Raw genomic sequence first — 25,036 nt, forward strand, 5'->3', positions numbered from 1 at the left:
GATTATACGTTCTTGGTAATCTGTTCTTTTGTATTTGGCGTTTTGCCGAATAAATCTAAAATAGGTTCTCCCTTACCGTCTGGTGTGGTATAAAAGGGTCTACTTTCTATTTCATAATGTGTTTGTGAATCTATGCCCAAAGCATGATATATAGATTGGTGTACCTGATCGATCACTACAGGTTTTTCAATAGAAGCGCATGGTCTTTCGTCTGCAGTTTTGCCATACACTAGTCCTTTTTTGACGCCACCGCCCCACATTAAGATAGAACTACCATCTGTAAAATGACGATGCATTCCGTAATGCTTTTCATGTTCAATAACATCTGGTTGATTTACTTGGTTTTTAACAAGTTCTCCTGGTCTACCTTCCATAATGGCATCACGACTAAATTCACTGGCGAGAATTACAAGTGTTCTATCTAAATGACCCGTTTCGTCTAAATCCTTTATTAGTTGTGCTATTGGTCTATCTATTAGTGCCTTCATTTTTTTAAGTCGTGTGTGTCCATTTTCGTGGGTGTCCCAACCTAAGAAAGGTTCATATTCTGTAGATACACTAATGAATCTTCCGCCATTCATGGCTAATCGTTTTGCTAAAAGGCAACCCAATCCAAAACGACCTGTATTGTAGGTATCATAAACCTCTTTTGGCTCTTCCGATAAATCAAATATTTTAGCTTCGGGTGAGTTTAGCAGGCGATAGGATTGCTCCATAGACCGCATTAAGGATTCTCGCTGATAATCGCTGCCCTGTTCCATTATTTTACTTTTATCGGTCAACTCCTTATAAAGTTTGTAACGTGCCTCGAACCTTTTAAGAGACATACCTTTAGGAGGTCTAACACTATCAAGACCACTTGAAGGGTCCGGTATTAAAAAAGGACCATATTCCGCACCTAAAAAACCTGCGGAATGAAAAGCCTTCAACTCTTCTGATTCTCCCATTGTAAAACGTTGTCCCATAGCTATGAAAGGTGGTACTACGGGATTGGAAGGACCTAATTCTTTAGCTATCCATGCGCCTATGTGTGGTGCTTGTACCGATTGTGGCGGCTCATAGCACGTATGCCAATGATATTGGTGGCGAGTGTGTAAAATATGACCTAAATCTGCTGATTTATATGATCGTATAATGGCACCTTTGTCCATAACATTACCAATTGATTGTAGACCTTCTGAAAAATCCAATCCGTCTACAACGGTAGGTGCTTTAGGAAAAGTACTCAACACCCTTTTACTTTCTACCCCTTTTTCATATGGTACATAAGCCTTAGGGTCAAATGTTTCTGTATGGGCCATGCCACCTGCCATCCAAAGTAATATAACGGTATCTGCACTAGATGCTATTTTCTGTACTTCTGGAGAACATGAACTTAAAAAACTGGTCACGGGAATAGTTGTAGCTGCTGCCGATAAACTTGCGGCGCTCATTTTTTTTATAAAATCTCTTCGTGAGTTTTGTGAATCCATTTTCATGATTTTAATTGATAAATTGAAATTCTGGTGACATTAAAACAGCCCAAAAGGTATCTTGTAATTGTTCTGTTTTAGGCGTATTCGTTAACGCACTTAGCATAAGTGATTTTTCTTCATTAGTTGGTGGCCTATTAAATGCTCTTTTATAAACGTTGTCAATGATTATTGCACTATCGTTGCCATGGTTTTCTAGCCATGATTGTGCTCCTTCTTCTAAAATTGTATTGAAGAATTCTCCATTTGTAAGCTCTAAAGCTTGCAATAACGTAGCTTGGTCTTCTCTTGATGTAGTTACTATTTCTCTACTTGGCCTACCTAAAGCTTTCATAAAAGGATGCTGTTTTACTAAACTTGCACGGGTAAATTTCTCATTATGGGGTTTAAACGTAAAATCAAGTAATTGTCCCCAGTTTTTAAAATTGCCGGTACTATAATTCCTAACGTTCATCCATGAGCTATCATCGTAATCTATGGCAACCCAATTTCCTTTTGGTAGCTCACGTGAACTTAACCAGGTTTCGTCAGATTTTATGAGTACACTTTTGCCAGACTCATAATCTAATTTTAAAGCGAACAATATACCGGCAGGGTTTGCTATGACACCACCGTTTTCCCCTATAATGGCTATCGTATTTTTACCTGTTATCAAGAATTGGGTTATGTCTATTTTATCTACTGCTTTCCAATTTTTATTTTGAAATATTTTTTCTCCATTAATATACAGTTCATAAGAATTATCGACCGAAATTAGTATCGTTCCTTTTTTCAAAGTCTGTTGGGTTACGTTAAACGATTTTCTGAAGTACCTTTTTCCAGGTTCAGGTAGAACCACCCTTTCCAACTCCTCTTCCAAATGCCAAATTCTTATTGCCTTTATATCATCACCGTTGGGATTAAATGCCGCTTGTGGGTACATTGGTGCAATAATTTGACTTACGGCATCTGAAAATTGTTCTGCACTAAGCCTGCGTGTTACTGGACCTTTAAACACATATTCTGTCTTTAAATCTTCTTCTTTCTTATAATTGACAATTGGTAATTGGTATACCTTAGATGTCATTATACGCTTTATTAAGTGTTTTAAATCTGCACCTGAATCAATAAAGTCCGCTGATAGCCAATCAAGCACATTGGCATCCCATGGTGCATTATCCATTTCGTCCAAAGGTTCTACGATACCACGCCCCATTAATCGATGCCAAAATCTATTGGTTAGAGTACGGTAGAGCCTTCCATTGTCTCTTTGTACCATTACCTCTGCTAGCTTCAGTAATCTATCTTTTACTGTCTTACCTTCAACACTTCCTAATTCAGGATATAGGAAATTAGCTTTTGCCATTTTACCAATAGGTTTGTCACAGCGGTTGAGCTCTAGTATAGAGTCAGAAAAAATTGTTGCAAAACCGTAAGCCTGGTCTAGGGTCAAATTACTTACAAAGCTATTATGGCAAGAGGCGCATTTAACATTTACCCCCATCAGAGATTGTCCAATATTTTGAGCTGCCTGCATTTCTGTTCTTTGACTTGCATTGACTACACCTCTCCATTTTACGCCGTTAATAAAGCCTTCTGATCCTTTTATGGGGTTCACCAATTCTGTGACGATCTGGTTATAAGAGTTATTGGCCATCAATGATTTATACAACCACTCCGTAATGGGTTGTTTTCCACCAACACTATAATAATCATTGCGTAAAAGATCGTTCCAAAAACTTAGCCAATGCTGTGTGTAATTTTGATTATCGTTAAGTAAAGAATCTATTAGTTCTTCTCTTTTGTTACTATTGTTGTTCGTTACAAAAGAGTCAACTACTTTAGGTTCGGGTAGTAGACCAATAGCATCCATATATACTCTTCTAATAAAAGTTCTATCGTCTATAATCTCTTCCCATTCAATATTGTTATTATCAAAATAAACATCTATTAGTTTGTCTATGGGGTGTGTAATATCTTGTTGGTTTGGTAAATTGGGTTTTGTCAAAGACAATTCAGCTTCAGGAAATACTTTAAGGGCTTGATCAGACCAATGTGCACCTTCATCGATCCAAAGTCTAACAAGTTCTATTTCATCTGCAGTAAGTAGTTTGCCTTTGGTTGGCATAACATCTTTATGACCGGCCGGAAGAATAATTCGTTTATAGATTTCACTTTCTTTTGCATTACCGGGCACAACTGCCAAACCAGTTTCACCACCTTTAAAGACACCGGCTTTATTTTCAAGAACTAATTCACCTTTCTTTTTGTTCTCTCCATGACACTGGTAACACTTATGGGCAAAAATACCCCTTACCTCAAGATTTAATTTATCTTTTTGTAAGATAGAAAGTGAATCGGCAGATTTTAAGTCCTGTAATAATGCAACTGTATTTTCGTTGTCATATTTTGTATTATTACTTGGTAATACAGCTGTTAAATAATCTTCTCCATGTGTAAGGTTTGCGCCCAAATGACCTGCTACGCTAAGTAAAACAATTGTTATGGTAAAGATGAATCTATAAAGGGTTAGTTTTTTTGATTTACGTAAACTGTAATTTAAAATTAATGCCGTTGCTAGAGCGAGTACAGCGGTAGCTATACCAGTATATTGATGGTTATCTACTAAATTACCGGCATAATCTTCTTGTGTTTTTAATAACCATCCTACTATGGCAGAGAGTATAGCAAAAAAAGCACCAATATATACCATGAACTTAATACCTTCTCTAAGAGAATTTCTTTTGCCTTTAAGGGTAAGTAGTTCTAAAACAAAAGAAACAACTAATAATCCTATAGGAAAGTGTACCAGCAAAGGGTGCAGCCTGCCTAAAAGTTGAAGTATCCAATTTGAGGTTTCCATATGATAAGTCTTTGTCTTGGTTTGTTGAAAACTAAACTTATCAATATTTTTTTATGGCAGTATCCTGTAGTATCTGTATTGGTTTGTTGTAATTAATGTTAAATAGTTATTTTATTGGGTGTTTTATTGAAATTGCCTCAAATTTCATATTCATTTTTTTCTTTTGGTAAGTAGTATTATGAAAGATATATTACATGTAGAATTTATACTAATTAATCAAACCACTCCTTCTCATAAATTGCACGCATTCTAACCAAGTCTTGTTTAAAGTTGGGGTCATTGGTAAAGTGAGTAGTCTCAAATGGGTCTAGTTCTAAATTTAATAATTGCTCTTCAATGCCATCTGCATCATAGCGAATGTATTTTAACCCATCAGTATCAATAACCATTTTGCCTATTTCACTTTCAACACCCAAGGTTTCTCGCCATTTAACATTCTTACCTTCTAACAGTGGCCTTAGGCTTTTACCTCTTACGTCTGAAATACCAGTAATATTTGCATAATCGCAAACGGTAGGTAATATATCTAAACCGTTTGAAATCAGATTTTGATCATTAATTTGACCTTTTGGAATATGGTTTTTCCACATTGCCAATAAGGGAATATTAGCTGATTCTTCATAAAGGGTAGATTTATGCTCCATACGGTGACTTGCACTCATTTCGCCATGGTCGCTTGAAAATATTATTAAGGTATTTTCTTCTTGTCCGCTTGCTTTTATGGCATTTAATAATAATTGAACTTCTTTATCTAATACTTCTGTTAGCCTATGATATGCATACCTATGGTGTTTCCAATCATTTTCTGTAAAATTCTCTCTGGCATTTTTTCTGAAGGGTCTGTCATTAATTAATTTTTTGATGGCCCTTGGCTCATCCTTTTGAGGTTCAAAGTTGGGGGGTAAAGGCGGGCAGTAATCTGTGTAAAATTCAGTTTCACTGATGCCCTCTGGTATTTTCATGGCATTATTCAAGGTAGCTATTTCAACTTCTGCGCGTTTAAGTAATAAGGCATCATTTGCACTTGTTGCCTTTTCTCTTAAGGCCATGTAGCATATATCATGTGGGTTTATTAATGATACCACCATAAAATAAGGTTTTTTATGCTCCTCATTAATAATCTCTACCGCTTTATTTACCATTTCGCCCCTTTCATTGTCAGAGAATTTGTTAAAACCTAGTGTATTAGGTGTTAAAGATTCGGGTAAATGCTCCTTGCCTCCAAAATACAATTCATAATTCGCCTTTTTAAGAAAAGATGCAATGGTCGTATTTTTTACTTCTGACGATACCTCAGGTATTTTCATAGAAGCTCTGTTCTCCCTAACTTCATTTCCCTGATTATCTTTAAAATAACTTGGAAATCTACCTGTCATTAAGCTTACCCTTGCCGGAGAGCAAACCGGGTTGGTCGTATATGCTTTTGTAAACCTAATACCGTTATTGGCTATATAATCTATAGCTGGCGTATTTAAATATGTGTTGCCGGCGCAACTCATCATGTTTGTACTCATTTGATCAACATAAATGTAAATTATGTTGGGTTGCCCATTTTTAACCGACTTGTTTTTATCTTGGCATGAGGCAATTAGTGAAATAAAAATGGTAAAGAATACTGTTTTTATTTTTTTCGGATATTTAATACAGATCATCATGAAATTTTATTTGTTTAAAAAATCTTTGCCCCAATTTTGTCTTAATTCTTTAGAAAGTAAATTAACTTTTTGATGATATTCAGGTTTCTCCGCCAAATTATCAAGTTCTAAAGAATCTGTTGAATGGTCAAATAACATTCTTGCGTAGGCAGTACCATCATCTTTGATCCATTCAGTATAAAATAGATCGCCTTTGATATATGTAACGGCATCTTTGAATTTACTTACTGCCCAATCTTTACTAGATTTTTTACCATTTAAAAGAGGGACAAAACTTTTGCCTTGTACGGTTTTTGGAACATTTTCAATATCAATAAGTTCTGCAATACTTGGGTAAATATCTATATATTCTGTTATGGCATCTGTTGTTTGTCCACTGGTTTTCCCTGGAACTTTTAGTAGTAAGGGTGTTCTTAAAGCCGTTTCAAATGTGACATGTTTACACCATAATTTATGATCTCCTAAATTCCAGCCATGATCTCCCCAAAGAACAACTATTGTATCATCTTCTAAATCTAAGCGTTTTAACTCGTCTAATACCAAACCAATTTGCGCATCAACATAACTTACGCAAGCATAATAACCATGTATGAGTTCTTTTGCTAAATCATCAGGGATTTCCCCACTTTTAGGAATGTTACCATAGTTGCGCAATTCTCCAAAATTATGAAAGGCTTCACTAGGTGTAGTTTCTGGTTGTATATAATTTTGAGGTAATTCTATTTCGTTTCTATCATAAAGGTCCCAATATTTTTTTGGTGCAGTAAACGGTAGGTGTGGCTTCATAAAACCTAGAGCCAAGAAAAAAGGTTTTTTCTCGTTTTTCAGCAATTTTAGGTCGACAATACCTTTTTGGGCAATTTTGCCATCAAAATAAGCGGTGTCATTAACTTCTGCCATTTCAAATGCGGTAGCTCCTGCAACAGCTAGATTGGCATTACCGTTTTCTTCAATATTTTTTTTAAGTTGATAATTACGAATATTACCGTCAGGAAACCAAATGGCATCCCAAGCTAAACTATCATCATCTATTTGATGATAAATTTTACCGTTTGATCGTGTTGCATAACCATTTTGTTTAAGAAACTTAGGTAATGAAGTAGCAAAGGGTACGTCCACATCTGCTCTAGTGCTATAATCAATGAAACGATTTCTTGTAGGTCTCATACCAGTAAGTATACTTGCTCTTGATGCACCGCATACCGGTATATTACAATATGCGCGGTTAAAGACTAAACTTTCACTGGCCAATTTGTTCAAGTTTGGTGAAATTATGTGTTTGGCACCATAGAAATTTAATTCAGGGCGCAGATCATCAACTGCAATGAACAATATGTTTTTCGGTTTTTTATCTTGGGTTACAATAGGTTTATTATTTTCATTTTTACATGAAAATATTAAGGTTGCCAAAAATAATATGATATATAAAAATCTATTCATGTGAATTCTTTTATGTTTACCAATGTTCAATTATGGTATAGTCTTCTTTTTGCAATGTGTTTTTTAGTGAATCGGCAATTTGTCGTGTTGGCGTATCTTGATCCAACTTAAATCCTTTATTTCCTCTAGGAGTTATAATGGGCATATTACCGGCGATTTTATTAAGAATATCGCCTTGAGAATTCATCCAACTGAACATTTTTTTTGAAAGGGTGTCTTTTACTGATTTTAATTCTTCAACATTTGCCAAGTTGTGCTGTTCAAATGGGTCGTTCTCAATATCATATAACTCTTCAAATGGTTCATTTTTAAATTTATTTGCCCCCCTTTTAATAAAGTAATCTACATATGTTTTTCCCGTGAGATTATTCTCTACTACTTCTAGAGAATTAAAGTTTCTAATGTATTTGTACTTCTTGTTACGAATCATTCTTGAAGGGAAAATTTCTGAATTCAGTATATTTTGGTTGGTTCTAACACCGTATACATATTCGTTTATTTCAACATCATTACCCTTAAGGATTGGCAGAAAACTTTTGCCATCCATATCTGGCATAGCTTTAACGCCTGCAATATCCAAAAAGGTGGGGAGTACATCTGTGTAATGAACAAGTTGGTCAGAGACTGTGCCGGCCTTTATTACCTTTGGCCAACGCATTACTAAGGGTACTTTAAGACCAATATCCTTAACAGTGAATTTGCCAGAAACACCATGATCTGCACTATAAATAAAAAGTGTATTGTTACTTAAATACGTGTCAACTAAATTTAGAACACGTTCTAGTTGCGTATTATCTTCTTTTATACTTCTATAATAACCTGCTTTAGACTTTACATATTCTGGGTCTGTCTTTTTATCCTCATTAAATGGATAGAATTTAATATCCTCTGCTTTAGGGTTATCAACTTCAAAATATTTTCCGTGCGGATATTTTGAGGTTATGAACATACAAAATGGTTTAGTCTTATTTTTTAAATAATTTTCTATGCTATCTAACGGAATGTAATCTCTTGGTACGTTTTCCTTAGGTACTGGTTCCCATTCTCTATCCCATTGATAAACATTAGAGGGTTTTACATGACTTTTTCCGGCCAATACTACTTCATACCCCAATTTTTTCATGTGGTCGGTAACACTTTCAATGGTTGGTCTCGTAGCAGTATGATTGGCAAAACAACCATTCTTTAATGGATATTTTCCTGTAAAGAGTTGAGATCTACTTGGTGCACAAATTGCTTGACCGGTAAACGCATTTGTGAACAATAAACCTTCTTGGGCTAAACGGTCTACGGCAGTTGTATGTACTTTTTCATTACCATAGCAACCATAATCATATACATCTTGGTCATCCGCCAAATAGAAAATGATATTGGGCTGAGCTGGGTTATCTAATGTTACTTTATTTATTTTATACTCCCTACATGAGGTGATAATTACGAATGCCAAAAGAATTGTTATGACTTTTGATTTTTTCATTTTATGACGCTTATTATTTACAAATTTTTTAATCAGTATTTAATAATTTGTTTACTGATAACACATTAATTTGAACAGGACCCAATAGACCAGAAGTGAGTAAATTAGAATCTTTGTTGTAATGGTTCCATGACGGAAATGTAGTTCTGCCAGACGTGCGTTCCCTAATATTTTTCAACCAATTAGGTATAGCTATTGTCTGGGCTCCCTTGCGTTCTATGTCCAATGGTAGTTTTTCGTCACCAATTAGGTTATTGGGCCAAAGGTTCGTGATTTTTATTTCTAATATGTTTTTGCCTTTTTTTATAAAATCATCAATTTTTATTCTAAAGGGAGCTTTCCATAAAATACCCGCCTTACTACCGTTAACCGTCACTTCGGCAATTACCGCAACGCTGCCTAAATCCAATTCTAATTGCTTATCGGGTTTAAGATAATCACTGGTTAACTCAAATTCTTTCGTGTATGTAGCTGTACCAGAAAAGTGTTGAATTCTTTCGTCTTCAACAGCAGACCAAGATATTAATTCGGGGAACTTTGTGTTTTCTGGAATTCCTGAATTTAGCGGAAATGAAACGTTCCACTCACCTGATAGTTTTAACGGTTTTGGCACTGATTTTACCTTTGTACGTTGTGTCTGCCCTGTATTAGTTGTGTATGTAATTTTACCGTTATAAGGCGTAACCCATTGAATGTCCTTATCGGTAAAAATTAATTCTGGATTTGTATTGTCTTTTGACAATTTTAAAATTTGACCTTCAGGAACTAAAATAGTCTGTTTTTCACCATCTGTAGAAAATACAATTTTCAATGTTTTATGACTGCCTGCAATTTTTTCATTGTTTAACAATGCATCTGTTACAGGTATTTCAAAAACTCCTGATCTTACCTTTTTTTTAATGGTTTCCGTAATGTCATGATATGGATAATACTTGGGTACATTTTTAGTTTCAGGTTTAAATTTACCAAAAACAGCTCTCACTATTGTTAGTTCTTTATCGCCTGCATCTATAGATACATGTTCTTTTTCTAAGACAGTTTTAAATTGTGTTTTTCCATCTATTTGGTATTCCATACGAAATTCTTTTACGTAACCCATTGCCGGGTCACAATCGCAAAATTGTCTAGAGGCATAAAAATCAAGTTGATTGTCTTTCACTTCTTTTTTAACCAGGTCTGTAATATCTAAAAGACCTTCCTGTAAAAACGTACCATAATCAGCTTTTATAATTTTTAAATTTGAAAGTGGTTCTGAACTAGGTCTTTCAAGCTCAATTTTGGTGTTGATAAGATGATTGGAGTTTATAGGTTTTTTAAATACGATAAATACTGCCTCTTCTGTACCTAATGTGATGGGAACACTGGTGGTGCCATCGGTATTTTCGTTAAAAACTACCATATCTTTTATACTTCCGGTTTCTGCATTCCATAACTCTGGTTGTTTTGCTGAAACTCTAAAACGCGCCACAAAATCTCGACGTTCTTTTTTTGCATTGGCAATAAAATAAATATCAGCATCTTTGGTTTGTCTGTGTACAAAAGATATGTCCGCAGCATTGCCCTCTTCAATATAAAAATCGGCAGGGAGGTCATTACTTTTTAAAAATTCAATAACAGGTTGATCGTTCACTAAACCATTTTCCCATAAATATTCGGAAATGGAGATAATTTCCTTGTCACATACCGGAAAATTTTCAAGACTTGGAGATTTACTTGGTTTTGCACCAATTATCTTAGCACCTGCGGTTGCCAGTTCTTTTACTTTTTTTAAGGTTTCGGGTTTCATCCAATTGGTATCGGTTAATGCCAAAACACTGTAAGGACCCGAGTGTGAAGTATATATTTTTCCGTTTTTAACCAAGAGGTCATCAAATTTATTAGACCCTATTAAGTCATAATCATAACCTAAAGTTTTAATCTCAGGTAATAAAAATGCAGTATTAGGTGAAGATTCACCGGTAAAAACCAAAACATCGGCTACATTTTTACCTTGTTGTAATAAATATTGAGAACGGGCAATATAATCCATAAAACCTTTGCCTTGTTCCCACCATGTATTTAAACGATTAAAATCTGTACCGTGGTAACTTAAGGCCAATCCTGGCGCTATATCCCAAGGTTGATGAACGTAGGTGTGGAAAATAAATCGTGTTATACCCTCTGCCCAAGCTCTGTCACCAATAGATTTTAATTGCGCGGGGTGATCGTCCCATCCACCAATACCCGTAAAAGATTCGGCCCCGACAATGGCACTACCGTTTAAATGTGCAATAGAAGATACAAATTTTGGTGAGTCAAAGAATGGATACCCGCCACTCCAAAACTCGCACATGACAATATCACCTGTAGCTCCTACTTGCATATTGTCAAAAGGACCCCAATAAGGTTCTACAGAGAATTTTAGGTTATTGTCGTGGCATAATTTAGCGAAATGAGCATAATAGTTCTCTGCCATTAAATCACCAATAGTTCTTCTAAAATCCCAGAGAAAGCGTTCTGTTATTTCTCCACTTTCTACGTAATACCCTGCTAAAGTTGGTAAAAATGGGGTAATATTATAACCTTTCAATCTTTTGAACTGCTCATTAAAACCTATTGTCCAATTAGTTGTGCCTACCTCATAACTATCTATCAGGCAGTTGGTTACTGTTGATCCAATTAAATTACCAAGTTTATTGATTATAGGTTGTACACCTTCATTCCAATAAGCATCAACAGCTTTTTTACTCATTTTATCAACTTCTAGACCATGGCCACCATTAGGTGCAGGATGATTTTTTTTGCCTTTTGGGGTATGTCCAAATCGAATAACGGTCCATTCTCCTTTTGGAACGGTCCATGTTAGAGTTCCGTCATTTGATAATTTTGTAGTTAAGTCTATAATATCTGGTTTGCTAATTAAAGCTTCTGCCATTATATCTTTTACGTCCGGCAATAAATGATTTCGAATACGGCCCGAAAGGTTTTTATAATCCAACCCATTGACTTTCTTGGTTATTTTTGGTTTTGGAAATGCTAAAACCGCAATATCTTTATAGTAGTCTAGTTTAGTTTCAGGCTGTGGTAATTTTTGATTAAATACTTGGTTGCCTATCACATTAACTTCACTAAAAACTACAGTTTGCATGGCATTCTCGGGTGTTACCCAAGGTCCGCCACTTGAAGACCAACCGGCACTGTTATGAAATGCTAATTCTAGGTTTAAACGTTCTGCTTCTTCAGCTGCAAAATGAAACAAGTCTAACCATTCTTTACTTAAATACTCTAAATCACCTGAAGGAAATTCTAATTGCACATTGAATAATTGCGCTTCTTGAATACCTACTCGTTTCATAGCTTCCAAATCTTTTGTGATACCAGACTTAGATACATTACCACTGATCCAATGCCACCAAGTTCTTGCTTTGGCTTCATTAGGAGGGGTGTGGAAACCTTGTTCCAAAGACTTAAATTCTTGCGCAAACAAATTGTTAAGGCAAATTACTGCAAGAATTAAGATCAATCTTTTCATGTTTACATATTTGATATAAATCTACCTGAAGTACTTATCTATATCATCCTGTAATGTCATGCTTAATTGATGTTTTAACTTTTTTAGGATATACCGTTTAATTGACGAAGAATAAATTTGGCACCTCCTAATTATTTCGTGGAATATCATTCTGCAAGAATGGGTTGCTATCTCTTGGAAATTCTTTCTCTAGTAACTTTTTCATTCTTTGTTCTACTGATGTAAAGTCTGAATTTCCGGATAGGTTTTTATACGACAGGAGATTATTTTTATGTTGGTATAATTCTGCTCCCAAAATTTCATGGGTCTGAGAGTTCCTCCATTCCGTATAGCGCCAATCACCATCGGTAGTTGTAACACCCATAATCTTTTTACCTCTTGCATACACACTATATGCTGCTTTGTCCCATTTTTTAGAAGGATTTTCCATTATGGGTAGTATGCTTTTACCATCTGTCTTAGGGGCACCTTTTAAATTGCAAACTTCAACCAATGTGGAATATATATCTACACTTTCAATTAAGGCATTTGATATTTTACCCGTATTCCTATTTTTATGATCAGTTTCTCTACTAATGATCATTGGTATTCTTACATCTATTTCCATATTAGATTGTTTGCACCAAGAAGCGTACTCGCCAATTTTATAACCATGATCACTCATGAAAATAATCATGGTATTTTTTCTAAGATCTAGATTGTTCAACGTTTTCATTATTTTACCGATCTGGGCATCTACATAACTTACGGAAGCATGATATCCGTGAATTAAGTTCCGTGTTAAATCATCGTCTAAATTTCCTTTGCCGGGAATATTTGAATAAGCTTTTAATTCTCCCCAAGGACTTAATGCCAGTCTGTACGCATCTTCTGGTTTTTTTCTGGAAGGAATTTCAAAATTATTTTTATCGTATAGGTCCCAATATTTTTTAGGGGCATTAAATGGTAAATGTGGTTTGCTCAAACCTACGAACATTATAAATTTATCATCTTTTAGCTTGTGTAGTTTTTCTATGGCATATTTAGCGGCACGGCCGTCTTTATAGGCGTCGTCAGCTACATCTGCGTTTTCAAAAGCAGGTCCCTTTAAAGGTTTGCCTTCTTCTTTTAAATGCCTTAATATTTCAATATTTTCTGGTTTATAATAACTGTTTTGTTCTTTTTCAAAATAAGTTGACCATTCATTTTTGTCGTCACTGGCATGGTGGTATACTTTACCGATACTTACAGTTTTATAACCGTTCTTATTAAACAATTGAGGAATTGAAACAATTTCTTTATGAACTTTTCTCAACGGAGTAAATATGCTATATATGCCTAATGTCTCTGGTCGCAGACCCGTTAACATGCTCATTCTTGAGGGCGCGCAAATAGCTTGCTGTACATAAGCTTTATTGAATAATATACCATCATTTGCCAGTTTGTCAATGTGCGGGGTAATGGCGGTTTTACTACCGTAACAACCTAGTTCGGCTCTTAGGTCGTCTATATAGAATATTAGAACATTTGGCTGTTTTTCCTGTGCATTACTACCTACGAAATAAAAAGTAGTAATGAATAGTATTATAAATTTTTTCATTTAGTTCTTGGTACATTTTATCATTAATCTAGTTGTATTGGTTTAGGTGATTGAACCTCACCGGTACCTTCATCAAATTCCCAATATGGAATTGCTTTTCTTTTCTCATCAAAAGAATAATTATACTTATTTAAATAATATTCTCTAGGCCGTATTTTATCACCAATTTTAGTTAGCTTTTCCTTTAAGGTATTATCTAATTCTGTCTGTATAGTTTTAAATTCAGGTTTGTCAAGTAAATTATTTTGTTGGTACGGGTCTACTACATTATCATAGAACATATTTGGTCCATCAATACTTATGGCATAAGTGTAACGTTTTGTTCTTATAGCTCTAAATGGCGTATCATTATAATTTCCTGCAAAAGGAGCAACATTCATAACCAAAGCGGCCCGGTCTGTATTTGGGTTAGGGTTTAGTATTAACTGTGATAAATCTTCACCTTCTATTTCATCATGTATTTTTATATTAGATAGGCCTAACAATGAAGGTAATATGTCAGGAGTATTAATAGGTGCATTTACCACAGCACCTTTGTTTTCTTTTATACCAGGATATTTTATTAAAAATGGTACTCGTAAAGACTCGTCCCAAGCCATTTGTTTTGCAAAAGGTCTTACCCCATGGGCTCCCATCATTTCACCGTGGTCTGCGGAAAAAACTATAATCGTATTATCAGAAAGGCCTAAATCTTCTATCTGCTGTAGTAATTGGCCAATGGCTTCATCGGTGGCGGTAGCATGGGCATAATAACCTTGTAATTCTTTTCGAATTCTATTTTCTATAGATGATTTAGTAACATTTGGGTTAAGTTTTAATGATTCTGGTTGATATAGGTCTTTATATTTCTGAGGCGCTGAATCATGAGGAAAATGTGGTGTTGCAATAGATACCATAGCTAAGAATGGTTTTTCATCTTTTGCATGCTCTTTTAAGTAAGTGTTGGCATCTTCTACTATGGCAAAGGGTGAATATTGCTCCCAATGTTTTAATTGGGGATTGTCATTATCATAATAAGGCATTTTATTATAATTATGTGAACATTCAAGAGCTTTCCAATAATCGAATCCTTGACGTCTTTCTTTGGGAATGAACGTTGAGCGCCCATGACCGTCTAAATGCCACTTACCCCAATAAGCAGTATTATAGCCTTCTGCTTTAAATATTTCTGCCATTGTGAGTTCTTCAGATGGCAAATAAACATCATTGACAATCATACCTGTTGAAGTAGGAAACTTACCTGTTAAAAGTGCTGCACGATGAGGAGTACAAACAGGGGTTACGGATACGGCATTTGTAAAGTTTACAGATTGTTTTGAAAAATTATCTAGGTTGGGCGTTTTTATATTTGGATCACCGGCATAGCCCAACGCTGACCCGCGCCACTGATCGGTTAAAATATATACAATGTTTGGTTTTTTATGCTGTTCAACAGCTTTTGTCTTTACTTCATTATTACAACTTACAAAAGCTGCATAAAAGAAGGTTAGAATAAGGGCTTGATTTATTGTTTTCATATTTCTATTGATTTGATAACCAAAATGTTGAGCTTACTGGTTTTAACATTAGTGTAGCTTTTGTAAACTCTTGATTGTTGAATTTTGAATGAGTAAGGTTTTTTATTTCTTGAATGTCTCCATTATGCGGGTTTGCATTAAATAGGTAATGTTTACCTTGTAGCGTTACCTCAGTAGTAATGGTTTCGTCGCTAGAATTAGAAAAGAAATAGATATTCTTTCCATCTTTTATTTTATGGATATAATTGAATTTGCCTTTGTTGCTAGACAGTTTTGGAGTTGGGTTGAATGCAACATCTGTTACCACATTTTCTGTGATAGCTCCAGATAGGGTATGTTCATTTGGTTCTGAGATATAAATAGCTTTTCCACCATTAGAATTACCATTAATTTTAATTTCAGAAACTTGGGTGTTTTCAGGGTTTATATTGAAAATTTCAATTATTAATTTCTTAATTTTTTCATCTTGGCCCAATTCTGAAGATTTAAATGGTAGTTGCCCGGTAGAAATTACCAAACCACCTTGGTCAAAATAGCTCTTTACTTTTTGTAATGTTTTTAATGAAATAATTTTACAGCCGGTAATTATAAGTGCGTCGTATTTTTGTTTGTTAGTTGCATTGTTCAATAGTACTGATCCTTGCTCTATTTTATATTTGTTATCTAAGAAATATTCTGGATGAATAAATGTAAAGTCTTGTCGAATATCATTTGTCAATAGGCCACTAATTTTTTGGTAGTTGGTTTCTGGCGATACGTAGAAACCTTGTCGAGGATTGTCTGGCGCCTCAAAATGATACCAACCAGCCAATTCTTCGAACGGATACAACACTGCAATATTGGCTACTCTTTTACCTCCTTGCAATAACATACACGACCTACCAACAAAGTTTGAATAACGGGGTAGGGTGGGTGCTAATTTTTCACTATCAGAAGAGACCAAGGGTGAAATGTATACCTGATCTGGATTATACCACATACCATGGGGAACAACCAAATTTACACCGCGAGAAAAAAGATCCATTGCAGAACGGTAAAGCATTAACGAATCGAAAGCTTGTTCCTTATAGGCACCGTAAATTTCAGTAGATACGATAGGTTTGTCGTAATAATCTGCCGCTGAACTTATAAGTTTATGACCGTTTTGACCAAATTGATATTCGATTATGGCATCAGTTAGCGGAATTTCTGTATGACGGAAAAATTTGAAAATATCTCCGTTCATGTCTATTGGGGTAGGATCATAATTACCTGGCGGATGCCCTGTGTCTTTGAGTCCATTTTCTTTGGTCCATTCCCCAACAAGTTTTGGAAAACCTTCCGCAAGAAGTTCTGCTCGGGTATTGAAAAATGCATGACGAATTGCTTCGGTTTCGGGTCCAATATCATACCACAATGCCGGGTACCAGGGTTTTGGATCAAAACCGTTAAGATCCATGAATTTTTTATTGAATAGACCGGTCCAGGTTCTTGGATGTTTAAAAAAACCTACATCATCAAAAAAGGTCATTTTAATTGTATTACCAAAGTAAGATTCAAAATTTTCTTTGTAAACATCATATGTTAAACGTATCATTTCCCTTACCGCAGTAGTATCCAAATAATCTACCACAGGAAATGCCTTATGGTAACTATCCTTGACCATGACAAAAAACATTATTTTCCAGGTTCCTTTTGGTACTTGCCATTGTAATGTTTCATTTTCTATATAACTGTTGAGTTCTATAAGTTGTCTAGTTTTTTGGTTCATCGCTACAGCCGATACTAATTTACCAGCAGGTATGTTTTGTTTAAACCTTGAAGGTCCCTCGATGCGTTTTTCCACCTTATCTAAACGTTTCATGGTGTGTTGAGGAAAAAGTTCGCCTATTTTTCCACCGGCCATTCCGCTTGGAAAATCATTATCATCATATAAAATTACCTGCATGTCTAAATCTTCAGCTGTATTTAAGACATCTTGATACCGTTCTAGGTATTTTTTCGAAAGAAATTTTGGTGTTGTACCAGGTCTACCATTTTTTTTAGGAGCTAATGGTAATACGCTAATGCCACTGAAACCTGCTTTCTCTTTTGCATCTTTCATTTGTTGTTTTATTCCGGTGGTAGTTAATTCACCGTTTATGTGCCAAAAAGGCATTGGCTTGAATTCATTTGGAGGATTCTTAAAATTTTGAACTAAATCCTCAGGCAGTTTTTCCTTCTCTTTTTTACATGAAATACCGGTGAACAGTAATGCAATTAAAAGTAGATTTGAAATTTTATATTTTATACATTTTAAATACATATTAATCTTTTGTTATTTGGCTGCCCCACCAATCATTGTTAGGTTTAAAATTAGGTTCTAATATTTTTAACCTTTCAATTTCCAAATGCCTAAGTTTTTCTGTAGCGATTTTGTTGAGGTAATTCTGTTCTAGATTTTGATCATAGCTGGGGTCTTTAACTGGATATTTAGCACCAACGTCATCTAAATAATTGAATAACTCATTCAACATAGATTTGGTTAACCCCTTATTTTCTAAAGAAATATCGTTTCTTTCAGCTTGATCTTGTTCCAGATTATAAAGTTCGTTTCTTTTGTCTTCGTAATAATGGATCATTTTCCATTTGCCTTTTCTTATAATAGACGAGGGTTCACCGCCTTGGTTACCATAATGAGGATAATGCCAGATCAAAGGTCTCTCTTTTAAACTATCTCCTTGTATAACAGATTTCAAACTCAAACCATCTATATGTTGTTCTGGCATTAGTTTGGCGTCTACTAAATCTAAAATAGTAGGGTAGAGGTCGGCGCCGGTTACAGGTAAATTTGTTTCTTTAATCGTGTTTTTTATCCAGGGAGCTTTTATAAAATACGGTTCTTTGATACCTCCTTCAAATTGGTATCCTTTTCCTCCACGTAATGGTAAGTTTGAAGTTGAATAATTATCTCCCGATGCAACGCCACCATTGTCTGATGTAAAAACTACCAAAGTATTTTTATCTAACCCCATTTCTTCTAATGAGCTTAAAATATGACCAACGGCATCGTCCATATTTTCAACTAATCCACCATAAATAGGATTGTCTTGTACTTGACGTATCGGTAAAAAGTGTCCCATGGCGTAGCCGCTATTTCTAATACCGTTTTCTTTGGCTTTTTCTCTGTATTTCTGCCATTTGTTTTGTGTGGTTTGTATTGGGCCGTGTACCGCATAAAAAGATAAGAAAGCAAAAAAAGGTTTCTCTTTATTTTTCTTAATAAACTTTGCGGTTTCCTCTGCCAATCTCATGCTCAGGTTTTCACCTTCTATATTATTTTTTAGTTTTGGGTTGTTGAACGGTGAAAAATATCCGCCTGGGGGGCTGCCCGCTCCAAAACCCGCAATATTGATATCAAAACCATGGTCTTCTGGCCAAGAACCTTCTTCTCCCAAATGCCATTTTCCCGCAAAAAATGTATTATAGCCACTTTGTTTTAGTGCTTCTGCCAAGGTGATATTTTCTTCAGGCAAATTCTTAATGTATTTGGGTGGCAATAATTTACTGAACCTGCCTTTTTTTCGCCACTCTTTTCCCGTTGTAGCTCCTATCCAATCGGTTATACCATGTCTAGCAGTAAACTTGCCTGTCATGATACTTGCTCTTGATGGACTACAGACCCTAGAATTTGCGTATCCTTCATTAAACACGGTACTTTCTTTGGCGAGTTGATCAATATTCGGAGTCTCATAGAAACTACTGTTTCTAAAACTCATATCATTATAGCCAAAATCATCTATTAGTATAAAAAGTACATTTTTCTTTTGAGGTGGTTTACTACAGGCCGTTACAAAAAGTAAGGGAGCAAGAATGGCTAGTTTAGTGTATGATCTCATAATTTTTTAAGGATTATAGTGTAATACTGCGCTAGTGTTGCCATTGGTTTCTAACTTTTTACCCCCAAATAGGAGTTTTTTGCCATCACCTATATAGAGTGTATTTTCTGTTTTATCGTCTTCTATTGTTGTGCGTACAATGGCAAAACGGCCCTGAAAACTTATGCCTAATTTTTTGCTCTGGTACTGGGCTTTCTCGGTATCTTGACAAATGATATAATCGGTAATTAAAGACTTTCCTACTTTTGAAATTATTATGGCGCCAACAGTTTGTCCATTTTGCTTTAATGTCTCAACTTTTTGAATACTTGATTTCTTGTTCGTTGAAGGTTCAAAAATTGAAATGAAAGGATTTTCCCATGCTTCACCTTTTTGTCTTATGACCAATACTTGGGTCTGTTTGTCTACATAACCGTTTTTAGCCTCTCGCGTACCCGGTGCCAATGCGGTTGTATATGCGCGTTCAGATTCTTTTGGAATTATCATGTGCATATATCTTTTATTATAGTTTACATCAAACCTAACTTTTACAGTTTCCTTTATACTTTTGGTAGACTTGGTATCTTCAAAATACCGCCAACCTGGAGACTTGACAATATCTCCAATATCATTTTTATAACGGTCCGTTTGCTGTACTGATAAAGCTTTTCCCTTTTCATTGGTCAGTATTGTTTTATCACCAATATTGTGATAGACATAATCATGAAATTTATTTTCAATATTCGATTTTGAGCGGAACATGTCAAAATAATATCCGGTACTGTCACTGGTCCTAATAATTCCTAATGTGCGTTCTTGTTCGGCATCATTTACGGTATCGTTCAGATATTGGGTAGCAAAACTAAATTCATTTGAAATTGGGTCTTCTAAATGTTTTGGTTCTGCCGCAATATTTACGGTGGTGTTTTGCCAAACGTTTGCTTTTCTTTTCCACGAACCCTCATCCAAACCATGCGAGGTACCGTTTACTATTACGGTATTATTACCTGCGTAAAGTCTAAAATAATGTTCGTGTAATGGTATTTGACGCTCCGAGACCGTAGGCGGTAGTCCGGCATTTGGTCCCATAATGTACCCTGCTCCATACAACTCCATGGTAATACCGGTAAGGTGAGAGTGTACATAATGCGCCCCACCAATAATGCCACATAGGCCATACAATTCGTTATCTGTTTTTACATAATTACGTTGTAGCGCTATACCTGCATGATCAACGATAACTGTTGGTTTGTTTAAATCTACCGTTTTGTCTATCGCTTCTGGTAATGGAATGCCCCAAAACAATTGTAACGCATTGTAATTGTTGAAAATATTTCCTTGACCAAGATTGGGGTGGTAACCGCCTTGAGACTGGTAAGATTGTTGTAGGGCAACTTCTGCTTTTTCCTTTAATGAGGTGAATCCTCGGCGATCTGCAATACTTAGGGCATAACGATACAAAGGAGCGGTAAAATCATTGTATCGCTTAGAATCTCCATAGCGCACAAAAGTTCTATCTGGGTTTCTTAAATAATCAAAAAGAAAATTTCCTTCAAAAATATGGCGATTGTTCTCTGTTACGTTCATTTCTGGTTTTACCCTATCTACAATATTCAATACCATGGTGATTATGGGCATGAAACTATAGCTTAAAGATTCTGGCCATATTCCTTGACTAGAGAACATGGGTAGTATGGTCCTGGTGAAGGAGTTTTGATGAGCCGTACCAGTTTCCCAAAATATATGGAACAAACGTTCACGTTCTGTATCGTCTTCTACGCAAAGAATAGCAAATAATGCACCTGGTGCTGTAAGTATAGGGTGATTTGATATTCGTTTACCATAAACATCGGGTTCACCATATTCTTGTAACATATTGCCTACTATATTCTTGATGGCCATTTGTGCTTTATTATTGTTAAAAGCGACCTGGGTGCCTTGTAAATTATCGTAGACCGTAGTCCCCGGTTTTTTTAGATACTCATAAATAAAATCATAGGCGATGGCAAGTTGGTCATATGTTGTTCTGGGGTCAAAAAATGCATAACCACAAATGGTCGTAGTTTCAGGTGTAAGTGGTGAAATATGGTTAAAGTAGACATTAATGATATCCGCAGAAAATTGCGCATATTTTTCATCTTCCGTTAAATAAAATAGCATACCTGAATTGGCGGCCAATCTTAGTATTTTGTTATGGGCAGCGGCAATTGGCCCAGCCTGTCTTTCTTTATTTTGATGGTCACTTGTTGCAAAAGCGGGTATTTTACTTAATATATGTTCAGGATTGGTCTTATGTACGTTTAAAGCGCTATCAACCTGAATATGTAATTGCTCAACCAAGCTCTTTGCCCATTCATAATTATCAATATTTTTTAATATTTTTTCCTTTTCACTTTTAGTCGTCATAATGACCGGGTGGTTTAATGACTGTGCTTGGGCAAAACACATTGATAACACCAAACTAATACTGAAAATATACTTGACTGAATTTTTAAAAATAATAGCTATCATTAATTTGAGAAAAATGTTTGTCTTAGTTATTTTTTCAAGTGAAAAGTACGTCTGGTAGCTTTTGATTCTGTTGGAAAATCATCTGGTATAGTTTGGGTTACTTTACCTGTTGCGGCCCATTCCGTACCACGTAAAATAGAAACAATAAAACCTACATTTTCAAATGAATCCAAATCATGGCCAAGGGTGTTGTGAAAAATTCTGCCCTTACCATAATTTATAACCATTAGCATAGGCTCATGTCTATCAGTGGGGGCTTTGGCGCTTTGATCTTTGCCTGTAGCCAGTATAGTCATATTTTTTGCAGGACCACGCATTTTGGCATAACATTCGTCAATACCGGTCATCCAAATGTTGGGCATTCCATTAGTAATTGGGTGTTCTTTGTCTCTTATCGTTATGGGAAACCTATGTCTGGCTCCATGAAACCCTGCAGGACCTTTTGTTGTATCTATAACCATTTTATTGGCATTATTGTAAAATACATAAGGCCCATCTTTTTCTGATCGATCACCCCAGCCGCCTAGTCCGATCATTTCATTATAGGCATCCCATTGTGGAAATGAATTGTCTGCAGCATGTATGCTTACAAAACCCCCACCTTTTTTTACATAGCGTTCAAATAATTTTTGGGTCTTTTTTGGCCAAGGTGCGGCCTTCCATCCAAAATTAGATATGACTACATCATAATTATGAAACTTGGGTCTAAAATTTGGGTCGGTTATAGGTTGTTCTACTTGTTGCTGTTTTTGATCGGTCGCAAGCTTTAAATATTGTTGTTCTCGTTCAGCTTTCCATATATATTGAGTACGTGATATATCTACATTGAACAAGCCAGTTTCTTCTAAATACTGTTTCATCATTATGGTCGATTTGGGCCAAATTTGATGGTTGTTTTGACCATCGACGATAAGTACTTTGATTTTTTCCTGTGCCGTACAAACTACACTCATTGCCAATAGTATACCAATAATAATATTTTTCATAACCTTTAATATTTATGGTTGACTGTGTCTTGTTTATTTCTTTTCGATAAAACTCAACAATATATTTTTTACATCTTCTACGGTACCTAGTTGTAAACCGCCGTTTGTAGCACCAGTTAGCCAATAAAGTACCATACCCGCATCAGAGCAGTCCCATTTTCCTTTTTGAAATTTTATTACATCATCTACTTCGGCAATTTTACCTTGAAGCCAAACCCATTGCATTCTAGGGTCGGTATGATTTTTTGCCCAATCCCACTCAGGTAAGGCAACTTTTAAATGTGTATTTTGATCAGGTATTCTTATTTCGTCTACACCAAAATCCAAAATATCTTGCCATGAAAAGAAATCTCCCGCATCATCGTTGGCCGGGTGGTGGGTTATTACTTTAACATACTTGTGTTTAGATTTTTTTGACGCCTGTAAAGCATATCCAATAATATCTGGTTCGCCTGCTTCTACAATCCATAAAGGATCATTAGTCGATGATGCGTTTATGGCGTTTTTTAAATCATTAATAGTTTGCTCTTGTTGCCATTTGGCATCAAAAAAGGTAATATCATCAAAGCCTCCCCAACGCCTTGCCGTTACATCACAAACAGTTTGCATCATGGCGTGTCTTTCTTTTTCTGCTCGTTCCGATATTCGGTTTACTCGGATTAGATCACAGCTATGGGAATAATGCACAAGTCTATTTTCAAATCCTGTCGCCCTTAAAAGGGCCAATGAAACTGCAGTACCTCCAAGATCATCGGGGTCAGGAGAATTTCCATCGGCTATAATGGCAATACGACCCTTTGGTGGTTTCACCTTTGGAATGCTATTAACAGCTGTGTTTTGTAGTGTGCCATCGGCTTTTTTTACTTTTTCGCCTTTACCAACTGGTGTAAAAATTAGACCGGACCATCTTGCTCTGGCCCATTCTTTACCGTCGGCACTTCCTATGGTAGATTGGACCGTAATTTTGTCTCCTTTTTTAAGGGAGACATTTTGCCACAAGCCATTAAAATCTTCCCCTTCATCAAACATTTTAGAGGTTAAGGATGGTGTGAACGACCCTAATTCTTTATTATTTATTAAAACTGTAAACTTAGATTGTCCATCATTTTCGCCGACACCAACAAATACAATGTCATAAGCTCCATCTTTAAAATTAAAATTCGTGGTAGTGCTTGCTTTCCTATTCTTATTTGGGTTTATGGCAAACCATTGGCCACCGGCATCTTTATAATAACCAGTATTGTCCATTGGGAAATCTGCTACAGGTAAGGTTTTGTTATCTATATCTGATAAAGAAATTAACTGATAATAAGTAGGCTCCGGCCATTTTATTATTGCTGGTTTGTCTTTACTTTCCGGTTGGTAATCTTTGTCCTTTGTTAAAATAAATTTATCGAATTTAAAGCCATCTTCACGCATGCTAAATTGAATGTCATGAATGCCGCTTTTTGCAATATCTAGATATATTTCATGTGGAACTCCACAATGTACTTCTTTTGTTCTTTGCTTGTTAGACCATGACCAGTCATTTTTGCCATCGCACCATTGCATACGTTGGCCATGTTCCGGCCATTTTCCGTTTAGACCAATATGTATGCTGTTGTCTTCACTTCCGGTGCTATATGCTCTGACCCAAACATAATAACGACCAGGTTCCTTTATTTTAACTTTGTAATGCATGATTGCGACTTCACCCGGTTTGTTGGAGAAATTCTCACCATGTTTAAGTTCATCGGCATGGGTGATCCTTGTGTCTGGCAAAACTTGTGTGTAACCATTGTTACTTGCACCATAACTATGATTTTCTATTTTTTTATTAGTAGTATTCGCAATTTCGTGCTTATTAAATCGGTACCAATTACGTAGACTATCTTTTGTTTGTCGATAAAAAAATTCTGCCTCGACCGCAACTGTATTGTTTTGCGACTCAAAAAAGTTGTTTTCATCAATTATTGGATCTGTTAGTTCAGATGTTTGGGCGTTCATAGTTTTTGTAGAAATAAAAACTAGGATCAAGAGTAAAAAACAATTTTGAAACGACATATTCATACAGTGAATTTTGAATTAAAGCAATTTAAGATTTTGACACCTATAAGGTGTCCTGTAGTGTTAGGCTTATAATTTTAGTGCTATTTTTTTAAGAATTATCTAAAAATAGAATAAGTTGTTACCCATGAAAGCACAGGATAGTTCTTAGGGAATTTGAGCTA

General features: G+C 35.6%; 13 protein-coding genes. All 13 read right to left on the bottom strand.

Features of this window, described 5'->3' with window-relative positions; translation table 11 throughout:
- Nucleotides 1-2 precede the first annotated feature (2 nt).
- Nucleotides 3-1,472 (bottom strand): DUF1501 domain-containing protein, encoded by a 1,470-nt coding sequence (locus QZ657_RS04260; protein ID WP_276471847.1) that lies wholly within the window; start codon nucleotides 1,470-1,472, stop codon nucleotides 3-5.
- 10 nt (nucleotides 1,473-1,482) lie between these two features.
- Nucleotides 1,483-4,314 (bottom strand): DUF1553 domain-containing protein, encoded by a 2,832-nt coding sequence (locus tag QZ657_RS04265; protein WP_291965176.1) that lies wholly within the window; start codon nucleotides 4,312-4,314, stop codon nucleotides 1,483-1,485.
- A 212-nt stretch (nucleotides 4,315-4,526) separates the two neighbouring features.
- Entirely contained in the window at nucleotides 4,527-5,969 is a 1,443-nt protein-coding gene (locus QZ657_RS04270) for a sulfatase (RefSeq protein WP_366934154.1), read from the bottom strand.
- 6 nt (nucleotides 5,970-5,975) lie between these two features.
- Nucleotides 5,976-7,409, bottom strand: a complete 1,434-nt coding sequence (locus QZ657_RS04275) for a sulfatase (protein WP_291965178.1) — start codon at nucleotides 7,407-7,409, stop codon at nucleotides 5,976-5,978.
- A gap of 16 nt (nucleotides 7,410-7,425) precedes the next feature.
- The gene (locus tag QZ657_RS04280) at nucleotides 7,426-8,886 is read right to left on the bottom strand and encodes a sulfatase (RefSeq protein WP_291965180.1); all 1,461 of its coding nucleotides are present in this window, start codon (nucleotides 8,884-8,886) and stop codon (nucleotides 7,426-7,428) included.
- Between the two features lie 28 nt (nucleotides 8,887-8,914).
- Nucleotides 8,915-12,397, bottom strand: coding sequence for a glycosyl hydrolase (locus QZ657_RS04285; protein WP_291965182.1), 3,483 nt, complete (start codon nucleotides 12,395-12,397; stop codon nucleotides 8,915-8,917).
- 127 nt (nucleotides 12,398-12,524) lie between these two features.
- Nucleotides 12,525-13,976 (bottom strand): sulfatase, encoded by a 1,452-nt coding sequence (locus QZ657_RS04290; protein ID WP_291965185.1) that lies wholly within the window; start codon nucleotides 13,974-13,976, stop codon nucleotides 12,525-12,527.
- Between the two features lie 23 nt (nucleotides 13,977-13,999).
- On the bottom strand, nucleotides 14,000-15,493 hold the full coding sequence (locus tag QZ657_RS04295) for a sulfatase (protein WP_291965188.1): 1,494 nt from the start codon (nucleotides 15,491-15,493) through the stop codon (nucleotides 14,000-14,002).
- Nucleotides 15,494-15,497: 4 nt separating this feature from the next.
- Nucleotides 15,498-17,777 (bottom strand): glycosyl hydrolase, encoded by a 2,280-nt coding sequence (locus QZ657_RS04300; RefSeq protein ID WP_291965190.1) that lies wholly within the window; start codon nucleotides 17,775-17,777, stop codon nucleotides 15,498-15,500.
- Between the two features lies 1 nt (nucleotide 17,778).
- Nucleotides 17,779-19,350, bottom strand: a complete 1,572-nt coding sequence (locus tag QZ657_RS04305; RefSeq protein WP_291965192.1) for a sulfatase — start codon at nucleotides 19,348-19,350, stop codon at nucleotides 17,779-17,781.
- A gap of 6 nt (nucleotides 19,351-19,356) precedes the next feature.
- Nucleotides 19,357-21,735, bottom strand: a complete 2,379-nt coding sequence (locus tag QZ657_RS04310) for a hypothetical protein (protein WP_291965194.1) — start codon at nucleotides 21,733-21,735, stop codon at nucleotides 19,357-19,359.
- Nucleotides 21,736-21,866: 131 nt separating this feature from the next.
- Nucleotides 21,867-22,826 carry a ThuA domain-containing protein gene (locus QZ657_RS04315; protein WP_291965197.1) on the bottom strand — a complete coding sequence of 320 codons (960 nt, stop codon included), beginning with the start codon at nucleotides 22,824-22,826 and terminating at the stop codon, nucleotides 21,867-21,869.
- A gap of 33 nt (nucleotides 22,827-22,859) precedes the next feature.
- A complete protein-coding gene (locus QZ657_RS04320) occupies nucleotides 22,860-24,812 on the bottom strand; it encodes a hypothetical protein (protein ID WP_291965199.1) in 1,953 nt (650 codons plus the stop codon).
- Between the last annotated feature and the right edge of the window lie 224 nt (nucleotides 24,813-25,036).

Source organism: Maribacter sp. (assembly GCA_020629415.1).
GTDB lineage: Bacteria > Bacteroidota > Bacteroidia > Flavobacteriales > Flavobacteriaceae > Maribacter > Maribacter huludaoensis.

Bases quoted from the DNA above. Each gene is read 5' to 3' on its own strand.
- QZ657_RS04280 (WP_291965180.1), bottom strand. From the start codon at position 8,886: ATGAAAAAATCAAAAGTCATAACAATTCTTTTGGCATTCGTAATTATC.
- QZ657_RS04305 (WP_291965192.1), bottom strand. From the start codon at position 19,350: ATGAGATCATACACTAAACTAGCCATTCTTGCTCCCTTACTTTTTGTA.
- QZ657_RS04260 (WP_276471847.1), bottom strand. From the start codon at position 1,472: ATGGATTCACAAAACTCACGAAGAGATTTTATAAAAAAAATGAGCGCC.
- QZ657_RS04310 (WP_291965194.1), bottom strand. From the start codon at position 21,735: ATGACGACTAAAAGTGAAAAGGAAAAAATATTAAAAAATATTGATAAT.
- QZ657_RS04320 (WP_291965199.1), bottom strand. From the start codon at position 24,812: ATGAACGCCCAAACATCTGAACTAACAGATCCAATAATTGATGAAAAC.
- QZ657_RS04295 (WP_291965188.1), bottom strand. From the start codon at position 15,493: ATGAAAACAATAAATCAAGCCCTTATTCTAACCTTCTTTTATGCAGCT.
- QZ657_RS04285 (WP_291965182.1), bottom strand. From the start codon at position 12,397: ATGAAAAGATTGATCTTAATTCTTGCAGTAATTTGCCTTAACAATTTG.
- QZ657_RS04270 (WP_366934154.1), bottom strand. From the start codon at position 5,969: ATGATGATCTGTATTAAATATCCGAAAAAAATAAAAACAGTATTCTTT.
- QZ657_RS04290 (WP_291965185.1), bottom strand. From the start codon at position 13,976: ATGAAAAAATTTATAATACTATTCATTACTACTTTTTATTTCGTAGGT.
- QZ657_RS04300 (WP_291965190.1), bottom strand. From the start codon at position 17,777: ATGTATTTAAAATGTATAAAATATAAAATTTCAAATCTACTTTTAATT.
- QZ657_RS04315 (WP_291965197.1), bottom strand. From the start codon at position 22,826: ATGAAAAATATTATTATTGGTATACTATTGGCAATGAGTGTAGTTTGT.
- QZ657_RS04275 (WP_291965178.1), bottom strand. From the start codon at position 7,409: ATGAATAGATTTTTATATATCATATTATTTTTGGCAACCTTAATATTT.
- QZ657_RS04265 (WP_291965176.1), bottom strand. From the start codon at position 4,314: ATGGAAACCTCAAATTGGATACTTCAACTTTTAGGCAGGCTGCACCCT.